Here is a 14711-nt window from a genome sequence, read left to right on the forward strand (position 1 = left end):
TGACGCGACCTCGTTTGTTCCAAAATGCCGCTGTGAAAGAGTGTAGCTTTCCAAACGAGGCCGATTTCGGCGCGTTCCATCATCCGTGCCCGGGATGAACCTCAGCGGCGATAGCCGAGCGCCCGGCTGATATCGTCCGCAGCGCTTCGGACCATCAGCAGGAAGCCTTCGCGCCGCTCGTTGTAGCGTACCGTCGGAACGCCGAGATTGAGGGCGGCGACGACCCCACCGCTGCCGTCGAAGATCGGCGCGGCAATGCCGGTGGAGCCGGTGACGAATTCCTGATCGTTCAGCGCATAGCCATCCCGGCGGACCTTTACGAGCATCTCTCGGATGCGTTCGATATCGGTTACCGTGTAGCGGGTATAGGAAAGGAGTTGAACGCGGGAGAGATAGTGTTCCAGCTCTTCCTTCGGCGTGAAGGCAAGCAGCACGCGGCCGGTTGCCGTGCAATAGGCGGCGATCGCCGCGTCGAGATTAACGTCGTAGCGCACCCGGTGCCGGCTGACGCATTTCGCCAGCCGCCTGATGTCGCAATGGGCATTCATCGTTGCGAGCAGGATGGTCTCGCCAGATTCGTCACGCAGCTTTTCCATGAAAGGTTTTGCCACCACGACCAGCGGCTCTTCGTGACGCCGGAAAGGAAAGCCGTGGCGGCTGGCTTCCACCAGCATGTAACGGCCGGCATCGTCCTGGACCACATGGCCACGGGCAGCGAGCGTCTGTACGAGACCGTGCGCGCTGCTTTTCGGAAAGGAGAGATCGCGCACGATCTGGGCTAATGGCACTGCTTCCCGCCGGGACGCCATATACTCCAGAAGGTCGAGAATCCGCCCGGCGCTTTTGATTTCGGAGTTCATGTATGTGAACGAAACCCCCATTGATGGTCATCGGATCGGCTCATAACAATTCTGCCTAGAAAGCAGCCATCCCTCATTTCAGGGTGCCGCGCTGAGAGGATGAACGATCTCATGAATGCGCCGAATAAGCAAAACGATGCCTCCGAACCTTGGACCTGGCCGGATAGTGTCTGGCAGCAAAAGATTCAGAAGGTGCGCGCCGGGCGCTCCCTGAGACCGGCGAAATGGAAAAACGGCGCGCGCATGGCAGTGGCATTGTCCTTCGATTCCGATCACGAGACCATGGAGCTGAAAAACGGGGGCATGTCCTTCGGCACGATGAGCCGCGGCCAGTACGGCGCCCGTGCCGGCATGCCGCGCATCCTGCGCCTGCTCGAAAAATATGCCGTGCCTGCCTCCTTCTTCATGCCTGCCGTCTCGGCGATGATCAATGCGGAAGAAGTCAAGACCGTGGTTTCGTCGGGCCACGAGCTTGGAATCCATAGCTGGATCCACGAGTTCAATTCCCGTCTCGACGAGATGACGGAACGGGATCTGGCGCTGCGTGCCGCCGACACGCTCGAACGCCTGTCCGGTATCCGCCCGGTCGGCATGCGCACCGCATCCTGGGATTTCAGCCCCCATACGCTGAAGATCGCCCGCGAGATGGGCTTGCTCTACGACAGCTCGCTGATGGCCGACGAGGAGCCTTACGAACTCCTGGAGGACGGCGAGCCGACCGGCGTGGTGGAAATCCCGGTCGAATGGATCCGCGACGACGCGCCTTACGTGGCGATGGACCGGATGACCGGTGCGCGCCCCTATGGCGGTCCGGCCATGGTGTTGGACATTTTCGCCCGCGAACTCGAAGTCGCCTGGGAAGAAAGCGGGCTGTTCCAGCTCACCATGCACCCGCATCACGTCGGGCACCGTTCGCGCATTTTCATTCTGGAAGAGATCATTCGGCTCGCCAGGTCGAAGGGCGACATTTGGTTCTGCACCCACGCGGAACTGGCCCGCTACTGTGCCGACGAGGCCGGGCTCAAGACCGCCGAGAGGGCGGCATAAACAGCTCTTTCAATACAGCAGCAACAACAATGAGGGTAAGGAACATGTCTGCCAAATTCGCATCCATAGGCGCCATAGTGTTGGCGCTCACCGCGTCGACCGCGCTTGCGCAAACCAAGGATACGCTGACCATCGATCTGCCGAACGATGCGGCGACACTCGATCCGCATCTGCAGTGGAATACCGACAGCTACTCCATCTACCGCAATATCTTCGACAACCTGCTGACCCGCGATGCGAAGGGCGAGATCGTTCCGCAGATCGCCAAGTCCTGGAAATATCTGGACGACAAGACGATCGAATTCCAGATCCGCGACGACGTGACGTTCCAGGACGGCACGAAGCTGACCGCAGAGGACGTCGCCTTCTCGATCAACCGCATCATCGATCCGAAGCTGAAGAGCCCGCAGCTCTCGCAGTTCGACCAGATCGCCAAGGCGGAGGCGGTGAGCCCGACCGTCGTCAAGATGACCACCAAGTCGGCCTATCCGGCGCTGCTTGCCCAGCTTGTCAAGCTTTCGATCGTGCCGAAGGCCTATGTCGAAAAGGTCGGCGACCAGGAATTCAACGTCAAGCCGATGGGTTCCGGCCCCTACAAGATGGCCAACTGGCAGAAGGGTGTTCAGACCGAGCTCGAAGCCTATGCCAGCTACTGGCGCACCAAGCCGCCGTTCCAGAAGGTGGTCTTCCGGACCGTGCCCGACGTCTCGACCCGTATCGCCGACCTGAAGACCGGCAAGGCCGATCTCGTCCGCGACGTGCCGCCGGACCAGGCCGAAAGCATCAAGAGCGACAGCAATTCTCAGGTCCTCTCGGTTCCGACCGAGCGCATCGGCTACCTGTTCATCAATGCGCAGGGTGGCGTTACCAAGGACGTCCGCGTCCGCCAGGCGATCGCCTATGCGATCGACCGCCAGGCGCTTGTCGAAGCGCTGCTCGAAGGTTACGGCAAGCCGGTGGAAGTCCTCGGCGCCGAACCGGTCTTCGGTTATACCGACAAGGTCAAGGGTTACGAATACAATCTCGACAAGGCGAAGGAACTGGTGAAGGCAGCGGGCGCGGAAGGCGCCACGGTCGAATTCCTGACCTCCCCGGCCTATAGCCGGGCGACCGTCGAGGCGATCCAGCAGATGGTCAACGAGACCGGCCTCAAGGTTGAAATCTCCTCGAGCGACCAGGCAACCTTCCTGAAGCGCCGCCAGGGCGATCCGGCCAATGCCGGCGGTCTTGCCTTCGGCGCCTGGTCCTGCGCCTGCCAGGACGTCGACGGGGTGATTTTCCCGCTGTTCCGTACCGGCAGCATCTGGGCCAAGTATTCGAACCCCAAGTTCGATGAGGCGGTCGACAAGGCGCGCGTCATCCTCGATCAGAAGGAGCGCCTGAAGCTCTACGAACAGGCCTACCAGATCTTGAAGGACGACGTGCCGGGCATGGGCCTCTATCAGGCCTATGCGCTCTATGGTGCGAACAAGAAGCTGAAGTGGCAGCCGACCGCCAACGAAGCCATGTTCGTCACCGACATGAGCTGGCAGCAGTAACAGACGGATAACGCGACCATGTTGAGATACGCCGTCGAACGATTGATACAGGCGATCATTGCGATCTTCGGCGTTCTCACCATCGTCTTCGTCGTCATGCACCTCTCGGGCGATCCGACCCTGCTGCTGGTGCCGCAGGACGCATCGGCCGAGATGATCGCCCAGTTGCGCAGCCAGCTCGGTTTCGACCGGCCGATTTGGGTGCAGTATCTGGAATATTTGGGTGGCCTTGCGCATTTCGACTTCGGCATTTCCGTCGTCCAGCGGGTGCCGGCATTCGATATAGTCGTTTCACGCGTGCCGTATACGGCGATGCTCGCCGCCGGGGCACTGGTGGTGGCGATCGGCATGGGCATTCCGGCCGGCATCGTCATGGCGACACGCCGCGGCGGCTGGCTCGAACGGCTGCTGACCGCGATCGTCGTCACCGGCCAGAGCGTGCCGACCTTCCTGTCCGGGATCGTGCTGATTTTCCTTTTCGGGGTGACGCTGCGCTGGCTGCCGACCTCCGGCTCGGGCGATTTCGCATCGCTGATCATGCCTTCCATCGCCCTTGGGGCGATCTCCATGTCGACCTTCGCCCGCATGACACGGATTTCGATCATCGACGAACTCGGCAAGGACTATGTCAGGGCAGGGCGCGCCCGCGGCCTGTCTCTCGGCTCCGTCGTGTCCCGTCATGTGCTGCGCAATGCGGCGATCCCGGTGATCACCATCGCCGCGCTCGAAATCGGCAACCTGCTTGCGGGCGCGGTCATCGTCGAGACCGTCTTTGCCTGGCCGGGCATCGGCCAGCTTGCCATCCAATCCATCCAGTCGCGCGATTTCCTGGTCGTCCAGGTGATCGTGCTCCTGATTTCCTTCGTTTATGTGCTGACCAGCGTGATTGCGGATTTCGTCTACGCGCTTGTCGATCCGCGCATCCGTCTGGCCCGATAGGAGAAGGCTTTGAGTACCGCCGTCATCGCTCTTCGCCAACGCCTTCGCCGCATCCCCATTTCGGTCATCCTCGTGTCGATCGTTTTCCTGGTGATCGTGCTTCTGGCGATCTTCGCGCCCTGGGTGGCGCCAGCCGACCCCAATCGGCAGAACCTGCTGGGACGCCTGAAGCCGCCGGGCTTCGAGATGCGAGGTATCACCTACTGGCTCGGTACCGACGATCTCGGCCGCGATCTCTTGTCGCGCACGCTGTATGGGGCAGGGGTCTCGCTGTCGGTCGCGGTGCTTTCTGTGGTCGTCTCGTCGCTGGTCGGCGTGACGCTCGGCATGATCGCCGGCTGGTTCCGCGGCAAGATCGAGATCCTCATCATGCGGCTCGTCGACATCATGATGTCGATCCCGGCGATCCTGCTCGCGGTGCTCACCGTCGCGGTGCTCGGTCCCGGCTTCCTGAAGCTGGTGCTGGTTCTCGGCCTCACCCGCTGGCCGCGCTATACGCGCGTCGCCTATGCCCAGACGCTGCAGGTGGCGAACCTGCCGTTCATCAAGGCGTCCGAGCTCGCCGGGGCAGGGGCCGCGCGCATTCTCTTCCATCACATCCTGCCGAATATCGCAGGCCCGGTGCTGATCGTCGCCACCGCCGAATTCGGCCTGATGATCCTGATGGAAGCCGGCCTTTCCTTCCTCGGCCTCGGCATCCAGCCGCCGGCTTCGAGCTGGGGTTCGATCATGAGCGTCGGCCGTCAATATATCGAACGGGCCTGGTGGATCGTCGCTTTTCCCGGCGCCTGTCTCTTCCTGCTCGTCTTTTCCGTCAACGTGCTTGGCGACTGGTTACGAGACCAGCTCGACCCACGTTCCCGTAGCCGTTGAGGTTTCAAGTCATGGAATTCGAAAACAAGACCATCGTCATCACCGGCGCAGCCGGCATTTTCGGCCGCTGGATCGCCGCCTATTTCGCTCGGGAAGGCGCGCGCCTCTGCCTCAGCGACGTCCGCATGGACGGCCTGGAAAAGGCGGTTTCCGAACTCGACCTCGACCGTTCCAAGGTTCTTCTGCATGCGACCGAGCTGACCAGCGACGCCTCGATGCTCGAACTCGTCGATCTCGTGAAGCGAGAATGGAAGGCGCCGGACATCCTCGTCAACAATGCCGGCATCTACACCCGCTTCAGCCTGCTCGACATGGAATTCTCCGACTGGGACCGCGTCTTCGGCGTCAACCTGCGTGCGCCCTTCGTGCTGTCGCGCGAGTTCGCCAAGCTGATGATCGCGGAAGACAAGGCCGGTTCGATCGTCAACATTTCTTCGGGTGCTGCCCGCAAGATGACCCAGAACGGCGTTCCCTACTGCACGTCGAAGACGGCTATCGAACGTCTGTCCAAGGGATTCGCCATGGAGCTCGCCGAATACGGCATCCGCGTCAACGTCGTCGAGCCGGGGTTCGCGCCGGGCAGCGAGGTGAGCGAGCTTTCCGACGACTACGTCACCAACATGCTGAAGAACATTCCGCTCGGCCGCGCCAGCGGGCCGGAGGATGCGCCGGGCGCGATCGCCTATCTCTGCTCGGAAAAGGCAGCCTTCATCACCGGCGCCGTGATCAGCGTCGACGGCGGCAATTCGATCGGCAATTACAAACGCCCCGAACGGGCGAAGACGGCAGGCTGAGGAGAGATGATGGACGCCGCCACGCTGCTGCTTTCCGTCGACAGGCTGACCATCGATATCGGTGGCGCCAATGTCGTCGACGACGTCTCCTTCACGGTCGCGCCCGGCAAGGTCATGGCGCTGGTGGGCGAGTCGGGCTGCGGCAAGTCGTTGACCTCCTATGCCATGCTCGGCCTACTGCCGCCGGCGGCCCGGCGCACCGCCGGCCGGATCATGCTCGAAAACACCGACCTTGCGGCGCTTTCCGAGCGGCAGTTCCGCAAGGCGCGCGGAAAAGACATCTCGATCATCTTCCAGGAACCGAGCGCATCGCTCGACCCGCTGACGACAGTCGGTTCGCAGATTGCCGAGGCTTACCGGGTCCACCACGGCGTCTCCAGGACGGAGGCCTATGAAAAGGCGCGGCAGATGCTGGTCGATGTCGGCATCCCCGACCCGACACGGCGGCTGGACCAGTATCCGTTCGAACTCTCCGGCGGCATGTGCCAGCGCATCATGATCTCGATCGCGCTGATCTGCGGCCCGCGCGTGCTGGTCGCCGACGAGCCGACCACGGCGCTCGACGTGACGATCCAGGCGCAGATCCTCGACCTGATGAAAAAGCTGGTCGCCGAGCGCGGCACCGCGATCGTGCTGATCACCCACGACATGGGCGTGGTCGCCGACATCGCCGACGAGGTGGCGGTCATGTATGCCGGCCGCATCGCCGAAATCGCTCCGGTGCACGATCTCTTCCGGCAGCCGAAACATCCCTATACGGCGCTGCTGCTGGCCAGCGTTCCCAAGCTCGATGATGCCCCGAAGGCGGACCTCGCGACCATCGAGGGGACGGTGCCGACGCCGAACGAATTCGGCGTCGGCTGCCGTTTTGTCGACCGCTGTCCGCTTGCGACCGACAAGTGTCGCACCGAACAGCCGCCGCTCTTCGATTGCGGCGCAGGGCATCGCTCGGCCTGCTGGCATATCGACCGCATGGCAGAAATCCGCGGGGTAGCGGCATGAGCGAGCAGCAGAATGTCCTCGAAATCCGCGACGTCGCGGTGCATTTCGGCGGCCGCGGCGGGCTGCTCGGCAAGGCCGGCCCGGTGGTCAAGGCCGTCAACGGCGTCGATCTCGATATCGCCCGCGGCGAGACGGTGGCGCTGGTCGGCGAATCCGGTTGCGGCAAGTCGACGCTTTCCAACACCATCGTCGGTCTCCAGGCTCCCGTTTCGGGAAGCGTGCGCATCAGCGGCGACGAGGTGGTCGGCGCCGACCGAAAGAAGCTCAACGATATCCGCCGCAACGTGCAGATGATTTTCCAGGATCCTGCATTGTCGCTCGATCCGCGCTCGACCGTTGGCGCCACGATCGGCGAACCGCTGATCGTGCGCGGCATCGCAAAGGGCAGGGCGCTCAAAGAACGTGTCGCGACGCTCCTCCAGCAGGTCGGCCTGAGGCCGGAGCATGCGGACCGTTATCCGCACCAGTTTTCCGGCGGCCAGCGGCAGCGTGTGGTGATTGCAAGAGCGCTCGCCCTTGAGCCGGATCTGCTCATCTGCGACGAACCGGTCTCGGCGCTCGACGTTTCGGTGCGCGCCCAGATCCTCAACCTGCTGGTGGCGCTGCAGAAGCGCACCGGCGTCTCCTACCTGTTCGTCAGCCACGATCTCGGCGTGGTCCGGCATATCTGCGACCGGGTCGTCGTCATGTATCTTGGCCGTTTCGTCGAAATGGCCGACCGCGACACGTTCTTCGCCAATCCGAAACATCCCTATACGAAGGCGCTGATGTCGGCGGTGCCGGAAGCCGATCCCGTCGTGCAGCGCTCGAAGGAGCGGCTGATCCTGGGCGGGGAACTGCCGAGCCCGGCCAACATCCCGTCCGGCTGTGCCTTCCATACGCGCTGTCCGCTGGCGACCGAAATATGCTCTAAAGAGCGGCCGGAACTGACGCCGCGCGCCGATGGCGCCCGCGTCGCCTGTCACCATGCCTAAAAGCCGTTACTGAGAGATGGAAATGACCGACGTCCAGGTACACGAAACCCTCCGGCTTGCCGGCCTCGATGCCGAGGCGGAAATCCGCATCGACCGCTGGGGCATTCCGCATATCAGGACGGCAAACGAAAAGGACCTGTTCTTCGTCCAGGGGTTTAACGCCGCGCGTGACCGGCTCTGGCAGCTCGACCTCTGGCGCAAACGCGGCCTCGGTCTGCTTGCCGCCGATTTCGGCCCCGGCTATCTTGCGCAGGACCATGCCGCCCGGCATTTCCTCTATCGCGGCGACATGGCGAAGGAATGGGTATCCTATGCGCCCGATACCCAGGCAATCTGCACCGCCTTTGCTGCGGGCATCAACGCTTACGTCGCACTCTGCGAGGCCGACCCCGAACGTCTTCCCCCCGAATTCGCCCTCTTCGGCACCAGGCCGTCGCGCTGGCAGCCTTCGGATGTGGTGCGCATCCGCAGCCACGCACTGACCCGCAACGGCATTTCCGAAATCCTGCGCGCCAACATCATGGCGCTGGCGGATGCCGAGACCGATCTGCTGCGGTTCGAACTCGATCCTCCCGTCTCGCCGAAACCGGAGGAGGGGATCTCGCTTGCCGATATTCCGCTCGCGGCGACGCGCCTGTTCAAGCTTGCCACAGCCGCGGTTACCTTCGACAAGGCCCGGCTTGCCGCCAGTCTCGATGACGTCTGGACGTGGACCGAAGTCACCGACCTTGGCGATATCGTGCAGGCGATTGCGGAGGAGGGGTCCAACAATTGGGCGGTGCACGGCTCGCGCACCAAGACCGGCCGGCCGATCCTCGCCAGCGACCCGCACAGGGCGCATGCCGTGCCGTCACTACGGTACCTCGTCCACCTCGAAGCCCCCGGCCTCAACGCTATCGGAACCGGCGAACCGACGGCGCCCGGGATTTCGCTCGGCCATAACGATCGCACCGCCTTCGGCCTCACCATCTTCGGTGCGGACCAGGAGGACGTTTATGTCTACGAGACGAAGGACGGCGATCCGGAATGCTATCGTTATGGCGACGGGTGGGAGAAGATCATCCGCATTAAGGAGAGTTTCGCGGTCAAGGGCCATCCCGAGCAGACGCTGACGCTTTCCTTCACCCGCCATGGGCCGATCCTCCACGAGAACCCGAAGATCCGCCAGGTCATCGCCATGCGTTCCGTCTGGCTGTCGCCCGGCTCCGCTGCCTATCTCGGCAGCCTCTCCTATATGCGCAGCCGTTCGGTGCAGGCGTTTTCGCAGACGCTCGGATGCTGGGGGACGCCTTCGGTCAATCATGTCAGTGCTGATATTGACGGCAATATCGGCTGGTTCACGGCAGGTTTCACGCCGGTGCGCCGCAACTGGGAAGGGCTGCTGCCGGTGCCGGGCCATGGCAGTCATGAATGGGACGGCTTCCTGCCTGCCGAGCAGCTGCCGCGTGCCTACAATCCCGCCGACGGTTTCGTGGCTTCCGCCAACGAGATGAACCTGCCTGCCGACCGTGACCCGAAGGCTCCGTCGATCGGGCATGAATGGGCGGAGGTCAGCCGCGCCCAGCGGATCAAATCGGTTCTGCGTGCCGATCCCGAACACACGCTGGCGGCGTCAATGGCGCTGCAGACCGATGTTCATTCCCGCCCGGCCGCGACCATTTGCGCCGTGCTGCAGGAGGTCGCCGGCCGTCAACCACTGGATGACCGTGGGGAACGTGCGGCGAGGCTGTTTGCTGGCTGGGATTATCGGCTGGAAGCGGCAAGTGCCGCAGCTGCGCTCTTCGAAGTGTGGTGGATGAAGCATCTGCGGCCGGCGCTGCTGGCAAGGTTCGCACCGAACCCGACCGTCCGCCAATTGCTGCTGCCCGGCGATGTCGATCGCATGCTGGCTCTGCTCGGCGATCCCGGCACGCTTTGGGATGTCTCTGAACGCGACGCCATGCTGCTGTCGACGCTTTCCGCCGGCTTTGCCGATTGTGAAAACCGACTGGGCGCCGACCCGGCAGCGTGGCGTTGGGGCGACATGCACCGCGCGCTCTTCGAACACGCGACCAGCCACATCAAGACGAAAGAGGCGACGGACGACCCCGATGACTGGAACGTCGGCCCGCTCCCGCTCGGCGGCAGCCGCTCGACACCGATGCATGCCGGCTACCGGATGGGTGATTTCGGCGTCAACGCCGGCGCCTCCGTGCGCCTCGTGATGGATGTCGGCGACTGGGACAACAGCGTCTGCATCAATGCGCCCGGCCAATCCGGCGATCCGCGCTCAACCCATTACGGCGACCTCGCCGATCCATGGTCGAAAGGCGAATACGTGCCGCTCCTCTACAGCGATGTCCGCGTCACCCAGGAAACCATCCACCGCATCACGCTCCTGCCAGCCTGAACGGCCGCCAGCCACGTGACCTATGCCGCATTTCCTGCTTGAATCCATTGCCATGCCGGTTACGGCAGTTTCGCGCAGAGTGCCTCCAGCTCCCTGACGAAGGCCATCACCACGGGCCGCAGGACGCTCCGGCGTCGATAGGCAATGCCTATATTGCGGGTCCACGTCCGGCTGTCGAGCTTCAGAGCCACAAATTGCGCGCCGCGTCCCTGCATGAACACGCTCGTGCGGGTAAGATAACTCAGCCATTGCGAGCCTGCGATCATCGACATCTGGAAGGTTGAAGAGGTCGTTTCGCAGATCGCAAGAGGGCGGGGAAGTTGCGCGGTGGCGAACAGGGCCTCGAGCGCGAGGCGGTCCGGTTCGGGCCGGGCCGGGATCACCCATCGATATTCCGTCAGATCCGCAAGGGTGACCTTCGGCATCCTCACCAGCTCATTGCTCCTGTCGGCGACGATGTCGACCGGAATTTCAAGCAGATTGAGAAATTCGATCTCTTCGGAAATCTCTTTGGGCCGTGTCATCACGGCAATGTCGATCGCGCCGTTGAGGAGGGACGCATAAAGCGCCGAGCTCAGTTCCTCGTTAAGGGAAACATCGACTTCCGGTTGGGCTTTGAGAAATCGCTTGATGGCGGTCGGTACGATTTCCCGCATTGCCGTCGTGACCGCACCGATGCGCAGCCGGCCTCGACGGGCACCGCGCATGGCGTCCAGCTCGTTCCGCGCCTCGTCCGTCAAGGAGAGCACGAGTTCCCCATATTCGATCAGTCGCTGACCATAGTCGGTGGGCTTGACGCCCCAGGGGCCGCGATCCAGAAGGCGAACGCCCAGTGACTCTTCCAGCGCACGAATGCTCTTGCTGAGTGCCGGCTGCGTCACATTCAGCCTCTCGGCTGCGACCCCGAAACTGGCATAACGCGCCACCAGGACCAGATTCCTCAGCTGCCTCAGATCCATCGTTTTTCCAGCCGCATATCCAATAACTTCCGGTTATCCAAAGATCTTCTCATGTCGACTTCGTCCCGAAGCAAGGCAGCTCCGTCGTTGGATTGGGCAGGATTGTAAAAATTTCGACGTGCGCGCTGCGATATCATTATAACTAAAATTCATCATAGGCGACCATTTAGTTTCTTGCCGATACCAGTCGCTTTGGCCAAGATCGACCCCAATAACCGGCGACAATGCTGGATGGGAACGACGATGAACACGGTCACGGCGCAGAGAGCCCGTCAAATGGGCAAGCACCGAAAACCATTCCGGATACTGTCCGAGTGGGCGGCCGGCGCCGGCAATTTCAGTCCGCTTGCCTATCGCCGCGGTGAAGATGCGTTCTCCGATATCACCGCGTGCATGATCGCCGGGATGAACGACGTTTCGACCGGTTCCGTCATCAACGCCGTCGCGGAAGACGGATCGGGGCAATGTTTCGCGTTCGGAGCGTCTGGCAGGATGAGCGCACCCTATGCCGCCCTGATCAACGGAACCGCGGCCCACGCGCTTGATTTCGACGACAATTTCGCGCCCGCCTTTACCCATGCGACGGCTGTTCTGGCCCCTGCGCTTTTGTCGCTGGTGGCCGGCCGCGGGATCGGTGGGGCCGCGCTTATTGACGCATTCATCGTCGGGCTGGAGCTTCAGGGGCGCATTGGTCGCCTCATGCAGCCCGCTCATTATGAGCGCGGCTGGCACTCGACCTCGACGATCGGCACTATCGGCACCGCCGGGGCCTGCGCGCGGCTGCTTGGCGCCACTCCGGACCAGGTGCTCGCCGCAATGAGCGCGGCAACCAGCATGGCAGCCGGTTCGAAGCTGCAGTTCGGTTCGATGATGAAGCCGATCCATGCGGGGCTTGCAGCTAAGAACGCCGTTCTTGCGGCCCGCTTCGCTATGGCCGGTATCGGAGCCAACGACGACCCGCTTGCCGGCGACTGGGGTTTTGCGGCGCTGACCGGCGCCGGCAATATCGATGCCGAAGTCATGATGGACCGTCTCGGCGAGGCGCTGGAAATCGAGACGAGCGGATTGCTCGCAAAGCGTTTTCCCTGCTGTGGGGCGATCCATCGCAGCATCGATGCCCTGGAGATCCTGCGGAACGAACCGGGCTTCTTGCCGGAGGCGATCGAACGGATCGAGACGTTTCTGCCGGAAATGGCAAAACGGAACCTGCGCTTCGACCGTCCAGACGATGAAATGGAGGCGCGGTTCAGCGGCACCTATTGCCTGGCCCGAATGCTGGTCGACGGAGCGCTGGAACTCGGGCATTTCACGCCGGAAGGTGTGCGGGATGAACGGATTGCCGCCTGGCTGCCTCGTATCCGTCTGGTCGCTTACGACAATGCCCTGATGGTCGACGGCGCGAATTTCAAGGCGACCACGCGGATCTATCGGAAAGACGGCGGGATCATGGAGGCGACGGTCAGCCATCCGAAGGGTTCGCCGGAGAACCCGCTGAACGGCGCCGATCTGTTGGCAAAGTTCCAGACCTGCTGCGCCTGGAGCGGCCATGCGGCAGCGGCCGAACCGCTCTTCGAACTCGCGGAGTCGCTTGGAACGGCAATCGACGTCGGTGAAGTCATGGCGGGGATCGAGAGGACCCTGCGCATCCAATAACCGGCCCATCAGGGCCAATCGGTAAATGGGAACGTCTTCGAAGAAACACAAAAACGAAGACAGAAAATGGAGTGAACCATGAATTTCGTGAAAACCAGGCTGGCCGCTTCGGCAGCCTTCCTGCTTATGGGTGCATTGTCTCTTTCCGCGGCGGATCTGAAGATCGGCGTCAAATCCGAACCGTCCTCGCTCGATCCGCAGTTCCACGTTCTGGTGCCGAACATGCAGGTGACCTTCGCCATGTTCGATCCGCTTGTGATGATGGACCCCAAGCTGGTGCCGCAGCCGGCGCTGGCCGCGAGCTGGAAGGCGACCAGCGATACTGTCTGGGAATTTTCGCTGCGGAAGGACGCAAAATTCTCCGACGGCTCGCCGCTGACCGCCGACGACGTGGTTTTCACGTTCGACCGCATTCCGAAGGTTCCGAACAGTCCGACGGCTTTCACGCTGTTCACCCGCCAGATCGCCAAGGTGGAGGCGGTCGATGCGCACACGGTGCGCATCGCCACGAAGCAGCCCTATCCCCTGCTGGTTACCGACATCGCCAACCTGCCGATCCTCTCGAAGGCGGCAGCATCCGGTCCGGCTCCGGAAGGCAAGACGACCGTCGAGTTCAACCGCGGCGAAGGACTTGTCGGCACCGGTCCGTTCAAGTTCGTGTCCTGGCAGAAGGGTGCGGACCTGGTTCTGGAGCGTAATCCGAATTACTGGGGCAAGCCGGCGGCATGGGACAAGGTGATCTATCGCCCGATGACCAATCCGGCGGCCCGCGCTGCCGCGCTCCTCTCCGGCGACATCGACATGATGGAAGACCCGCCGACGACGGACCTGGAGCAGTTCAAGACCAACCCCAAGCTGTCGGTGGCGGAAGCCCCCGGCACGCGCATCGTCTATATTGCCCTGGACCAGAAGGGTGAACCGAGCCCCGGCATTCCCGCCCAGGGCAACAAGAACCCGCTGATGGACAAGCGGGTCCGCGAAGCGCTTTCGCTGGCCATCGATCGCAAGGCGATCGCCGAACGGGTGATGGGCGGCGTCGCCGTCGCCACCGGAGACCTGCTGCCCGAGCCGATGTTCGGCGCGGTCAAGGCACGACAGGCCGCACCGGCGGTCGATACCGCCAAGGCCAAGGCCCTGCTTGCGGAAGCGGGCTATCCCAACGGCTTCCAGATAACGCTCGGCACGCCGAACGGCCGCTACGTCAACGACGCCCGCGTGGCGCAGACGATCGCTGCCATGTGGACGCGAGCCGGCGTCAAGGCCGAGGTCGCCGCTGCGGCTCCGCCGGTCTTCTTCAAGAGCCGCGACAATTTCGAATACAGCGCCTATCTCGCGGCATGGGGCAATTCCACCGGGGAGATGTCCACCACGCTGCGGTCGCTGGTCGGAACCCGCGAGCCGTCCAAGGGGTCGGGCACGTCGAACGGCGGGCGTTATTCCAATCCGGAGCTCGACGCGCTTCTCGACAAGGCATCCGCCACGATGGACGACAAAGCCCGGAAAGAACTGCTGCAGAAGGCAGACGAGATGGTCCTGTCCGACTACGGCATCATCCCGGTTCATTTCGAAGTGCCGGTCTGGGCGCTGCGCAAGGGCCTGAGCTACGCTGCCCGCGCCGATCAGTATACCCTGCCTCAGGACGTCACGTCCGCGAAGTAAATCAGAATTCCGGCCTGCTTGGCG

The 14711-nt window shown here is 62.7% G+C and carries 12 protein-coding genes; 10 read left to right on the forward strand and 2 right to left on the reverse strand.

What is annotated here, in order from left to right; all coding sequences use genetic code 11:
• Positions 1 to 101 precede the first annotated feature (101 nt).
• Complete coding sequence (locus tag J2X76_RS15125; RefSeq protein ID WP_310217561.1) at positions 102 to 860, reverse strand: IclR family transcriptional regulator; 759 nt, start codon at positions 858 to 860, stop codon at positions 102 to 104.
• A 111-nt stretch (positions 861 to 971) separates the two neighbouring features.
• Between J2X76_RS15125 and J2X76_RS15130 the strand changes: the two genes are divergently transcribed.
• Genes J2X76_RS15130 through J2X76_RS15165 form a run of 8 tightly spaced genes read left to right on the forward strand, consistent with a single transcriptional unit; the run spans position 972 to position 10416 of the window.
• Positions 972 to 1907, forward strand: coding sequence for a polysaccharide deacetylase (locus J2X76_RS15130; RefSeq protein WP_310217563.1), 936 nt, complete (start codon positions 972 to 974; stop codon positions 1905 to 1907).
• A gap of 44 nt (positions 1908 to 1951) precedes the next feature.
• Positions 1952 to 3445: an ABC transporter substrate-binding protein gene (locus J2X76_RS15135; RefSeq protein WP_310217565.1), complete on the forward strand. Its 1494-nt coding sequence runs from the start codon at positions 1952 to 1954 to the stop codon at positions 3443 to 3445.
• 18 nt (positions 3446 to 3463) lie between these two features.
• Entirely contained in the window at positions 3464 to 4384 is a 921-nt protein-coding gene (locus tag J2X76_RS15140) for an ABC transporter permease (RefSeq protein ID WP_113283091.1), read from the forward strand.
• A 9-nt stretch (positions 4385 to 4393) separates the two neighbouring features.
• Entirely contained in the window at positions 4394 to 5257 is an 864-nt protein-coding gene (locus J2X76_RS15145; RefSeq protein WP_113127646.1) for an ABC transporter permease, read from the forward strand.
• Between the two features lie 11 nt (positions 5258 to 5268).
• On the forward strand, positions 5269 to 6051 hold the full coding sequence (locus J2X76_RS15150; protein ID WP_310217569.1) for an SDR family NAD(P)-dependent oxidoreductase: 783 nt from the start codon (positions 5269 to 5271) through the stop codon (positions 6049 to 6051).
• Between the two features lie 9 nt (positions 6052 to 6060).
• Complete coding sequence (locus J2X76_RS15155; protein WP_310217571.1) at positions 6061 to 7053, forward strand: ABC transporter ATP-binding protein; 993 nt, start codon at positions 6061 to 6063, stop codon at positions 7051 to 7053.
• A complete protein-coding gene (locus tag J2X76_RS15160; protein WP_310217573.1) occupies positions 7050 to 8027 on the forward strand; it encodes an oligopeptide/dipeptide ABC transporter ATP-binding protein in 978 nt (325 codons plus the stop codon). The genes J2X76_RS15155 and J2X76_RS15160 overlap by 4 nt, the downstream gene beginning before the upstream one ends.
• 22 nt (positions 8028 to 8049) lie before the next feature.
• On the forward strand, positions 8050 to 10416 hold the full coding sequence (locus J2X76_RS15165) for a penicillin acylase family protein (protein WP_310217576.1): 2367 nt from the start codon (positions 8050 to 8052) through the stop codon (positions 10414 to 10416).
• A 59-nt stretch (positions 10417 to 10475) separates the two neighbouring features.
• On the opposite strand, the gene J2X76_RS15170 is transcribed toward J2X76_RS15165, so the two are convergent.
• Complete coding sequence (locus J2X76_RS15170) at positions 10476 to 11375, reverse strand: LysR family transcriptional regulator (protein ID WP_310217579.1); 900 nt, start codon at positions 11373 to 11375, stop codon at positions 10476 to 10478.
• Between the two features lie 243 nt (positions 11376 to 11618).
• Between J2X76_RS15170 and J2X76_RS15175 the strand changes: the two genes are divergently transcribed.
• Together J2X76_RS15175 and J2X76_RS15180 are read left to right on the forward strand one after the other, a co-directional pair.
• Positions 11619 to 13028 (forward strand): MmgE/PrpD family protein, encoded by a 1410-nt coding sequence (locus J2X76_RS15175; RefSeq protein WP_310217582.1) that lies wholly within the window; start codon positions 11619 to 11621, stop codon positions 13026 to 13028.
• Between the two features lie 78 nt (positions 13029 to 13106).
• On the forward strand, positions 13107 to 14687 hold the full coding sequence (locus tag J2X76_RS15180) for an ABC transporter substrate-binding protein (RefSeq protein WP_310217584.1): 1581 nt from the start codon (positions 13107 to 13109) through the stop codon (positions 14685 to 14687).
• The last annotated feature ends 24 nt before the right edge of the window (positions 14688 to 14711 follow it).

Origin of the sequence: Neorhizobium sp. 2083, assembly GCF_031455615.1 — a bacterium.
Taxonomy (GTDB): Bacteria; Pseudomonadota; Alphaproteobacteria; order Rhizobiales; family Rhizobiaceae; genus Neorhizobium.

Coding starts and splice junctions, on each gene's coding strand:
- J2X76_RS15135 (WP_310217565.1), top strand. CDS start 1,952: ATGTCTGCCAAATTCGCATCCATAGGCGCCATAGTGTTGGCGCTCACC.
- J2X76_RS15165 (WP_310217576.1), top strand. CDS start 8,050: ATGACCGACGTCCAGGTACACGAAACCCTCCGGCTTGCCGGCCTCGAT.
- J2X76_RS15155 (WP_310217571.1), top strand. CDS start 6,061: ATGGACGCCGCCACGCTGCTGCTTTCCGTCGACAGGCTGACCATCGAT.
- J2X76_RS15170 (WP_310217579.1), bottom strand. CDS start 11,375: ATGGATCTGAGGCAGCTGAGGAATCTGGTCCTGGTGGCGCGTTATGCC.
- J2X76_RS15125 (WP_310217561.1), bottom strand. CDS start 860: ATGAACTCCGAAATCAAAAGCGCCGGGCGGATTCTCGACCTTCTGGAG.
- J2X76_RS15180 (WP_310217584.1), top strand. CDS start 13,107: ATGAATTTCGTGAAAACCAGGCTGGCCGCTTCGGCAGCCTTCCTGCTT.
- J2X76_RS15140 (WP_113283091.1), top strand. CDS start 3,464: ATGTTGAGATACGCCGTCGAACGATTGATACAGGCGATCATTGCGATC.
- J2X76_RS15160 (WP_310217573.1), top strand. CDS start 7,050: ATGAGCGAGCAGCAGAATGTCCTCGAAATCCGCGACGTCGCGGTGCAT.
- J2X76_RS15150 (WP_310217569.1), top strand. CDS start 5,269: ATGGAATTCGAAAACAAGACCATCGTCATCACCGGCGCAGCCGGCATT.
- J2X76_RS15130 (WP_310217563.1), top strand. CDS start 972: ATGAATGCGCCGAATAAGCAAAACGATGCCTCCGAACCTTGGACCTGG.
- J2X76_RS15175 (WP_310217582.1), top strand. CDS start 11,619: ATGAACACGGTCACGGCGCAGAGAGCCCGTCAAATGGGCAAGCACCGA.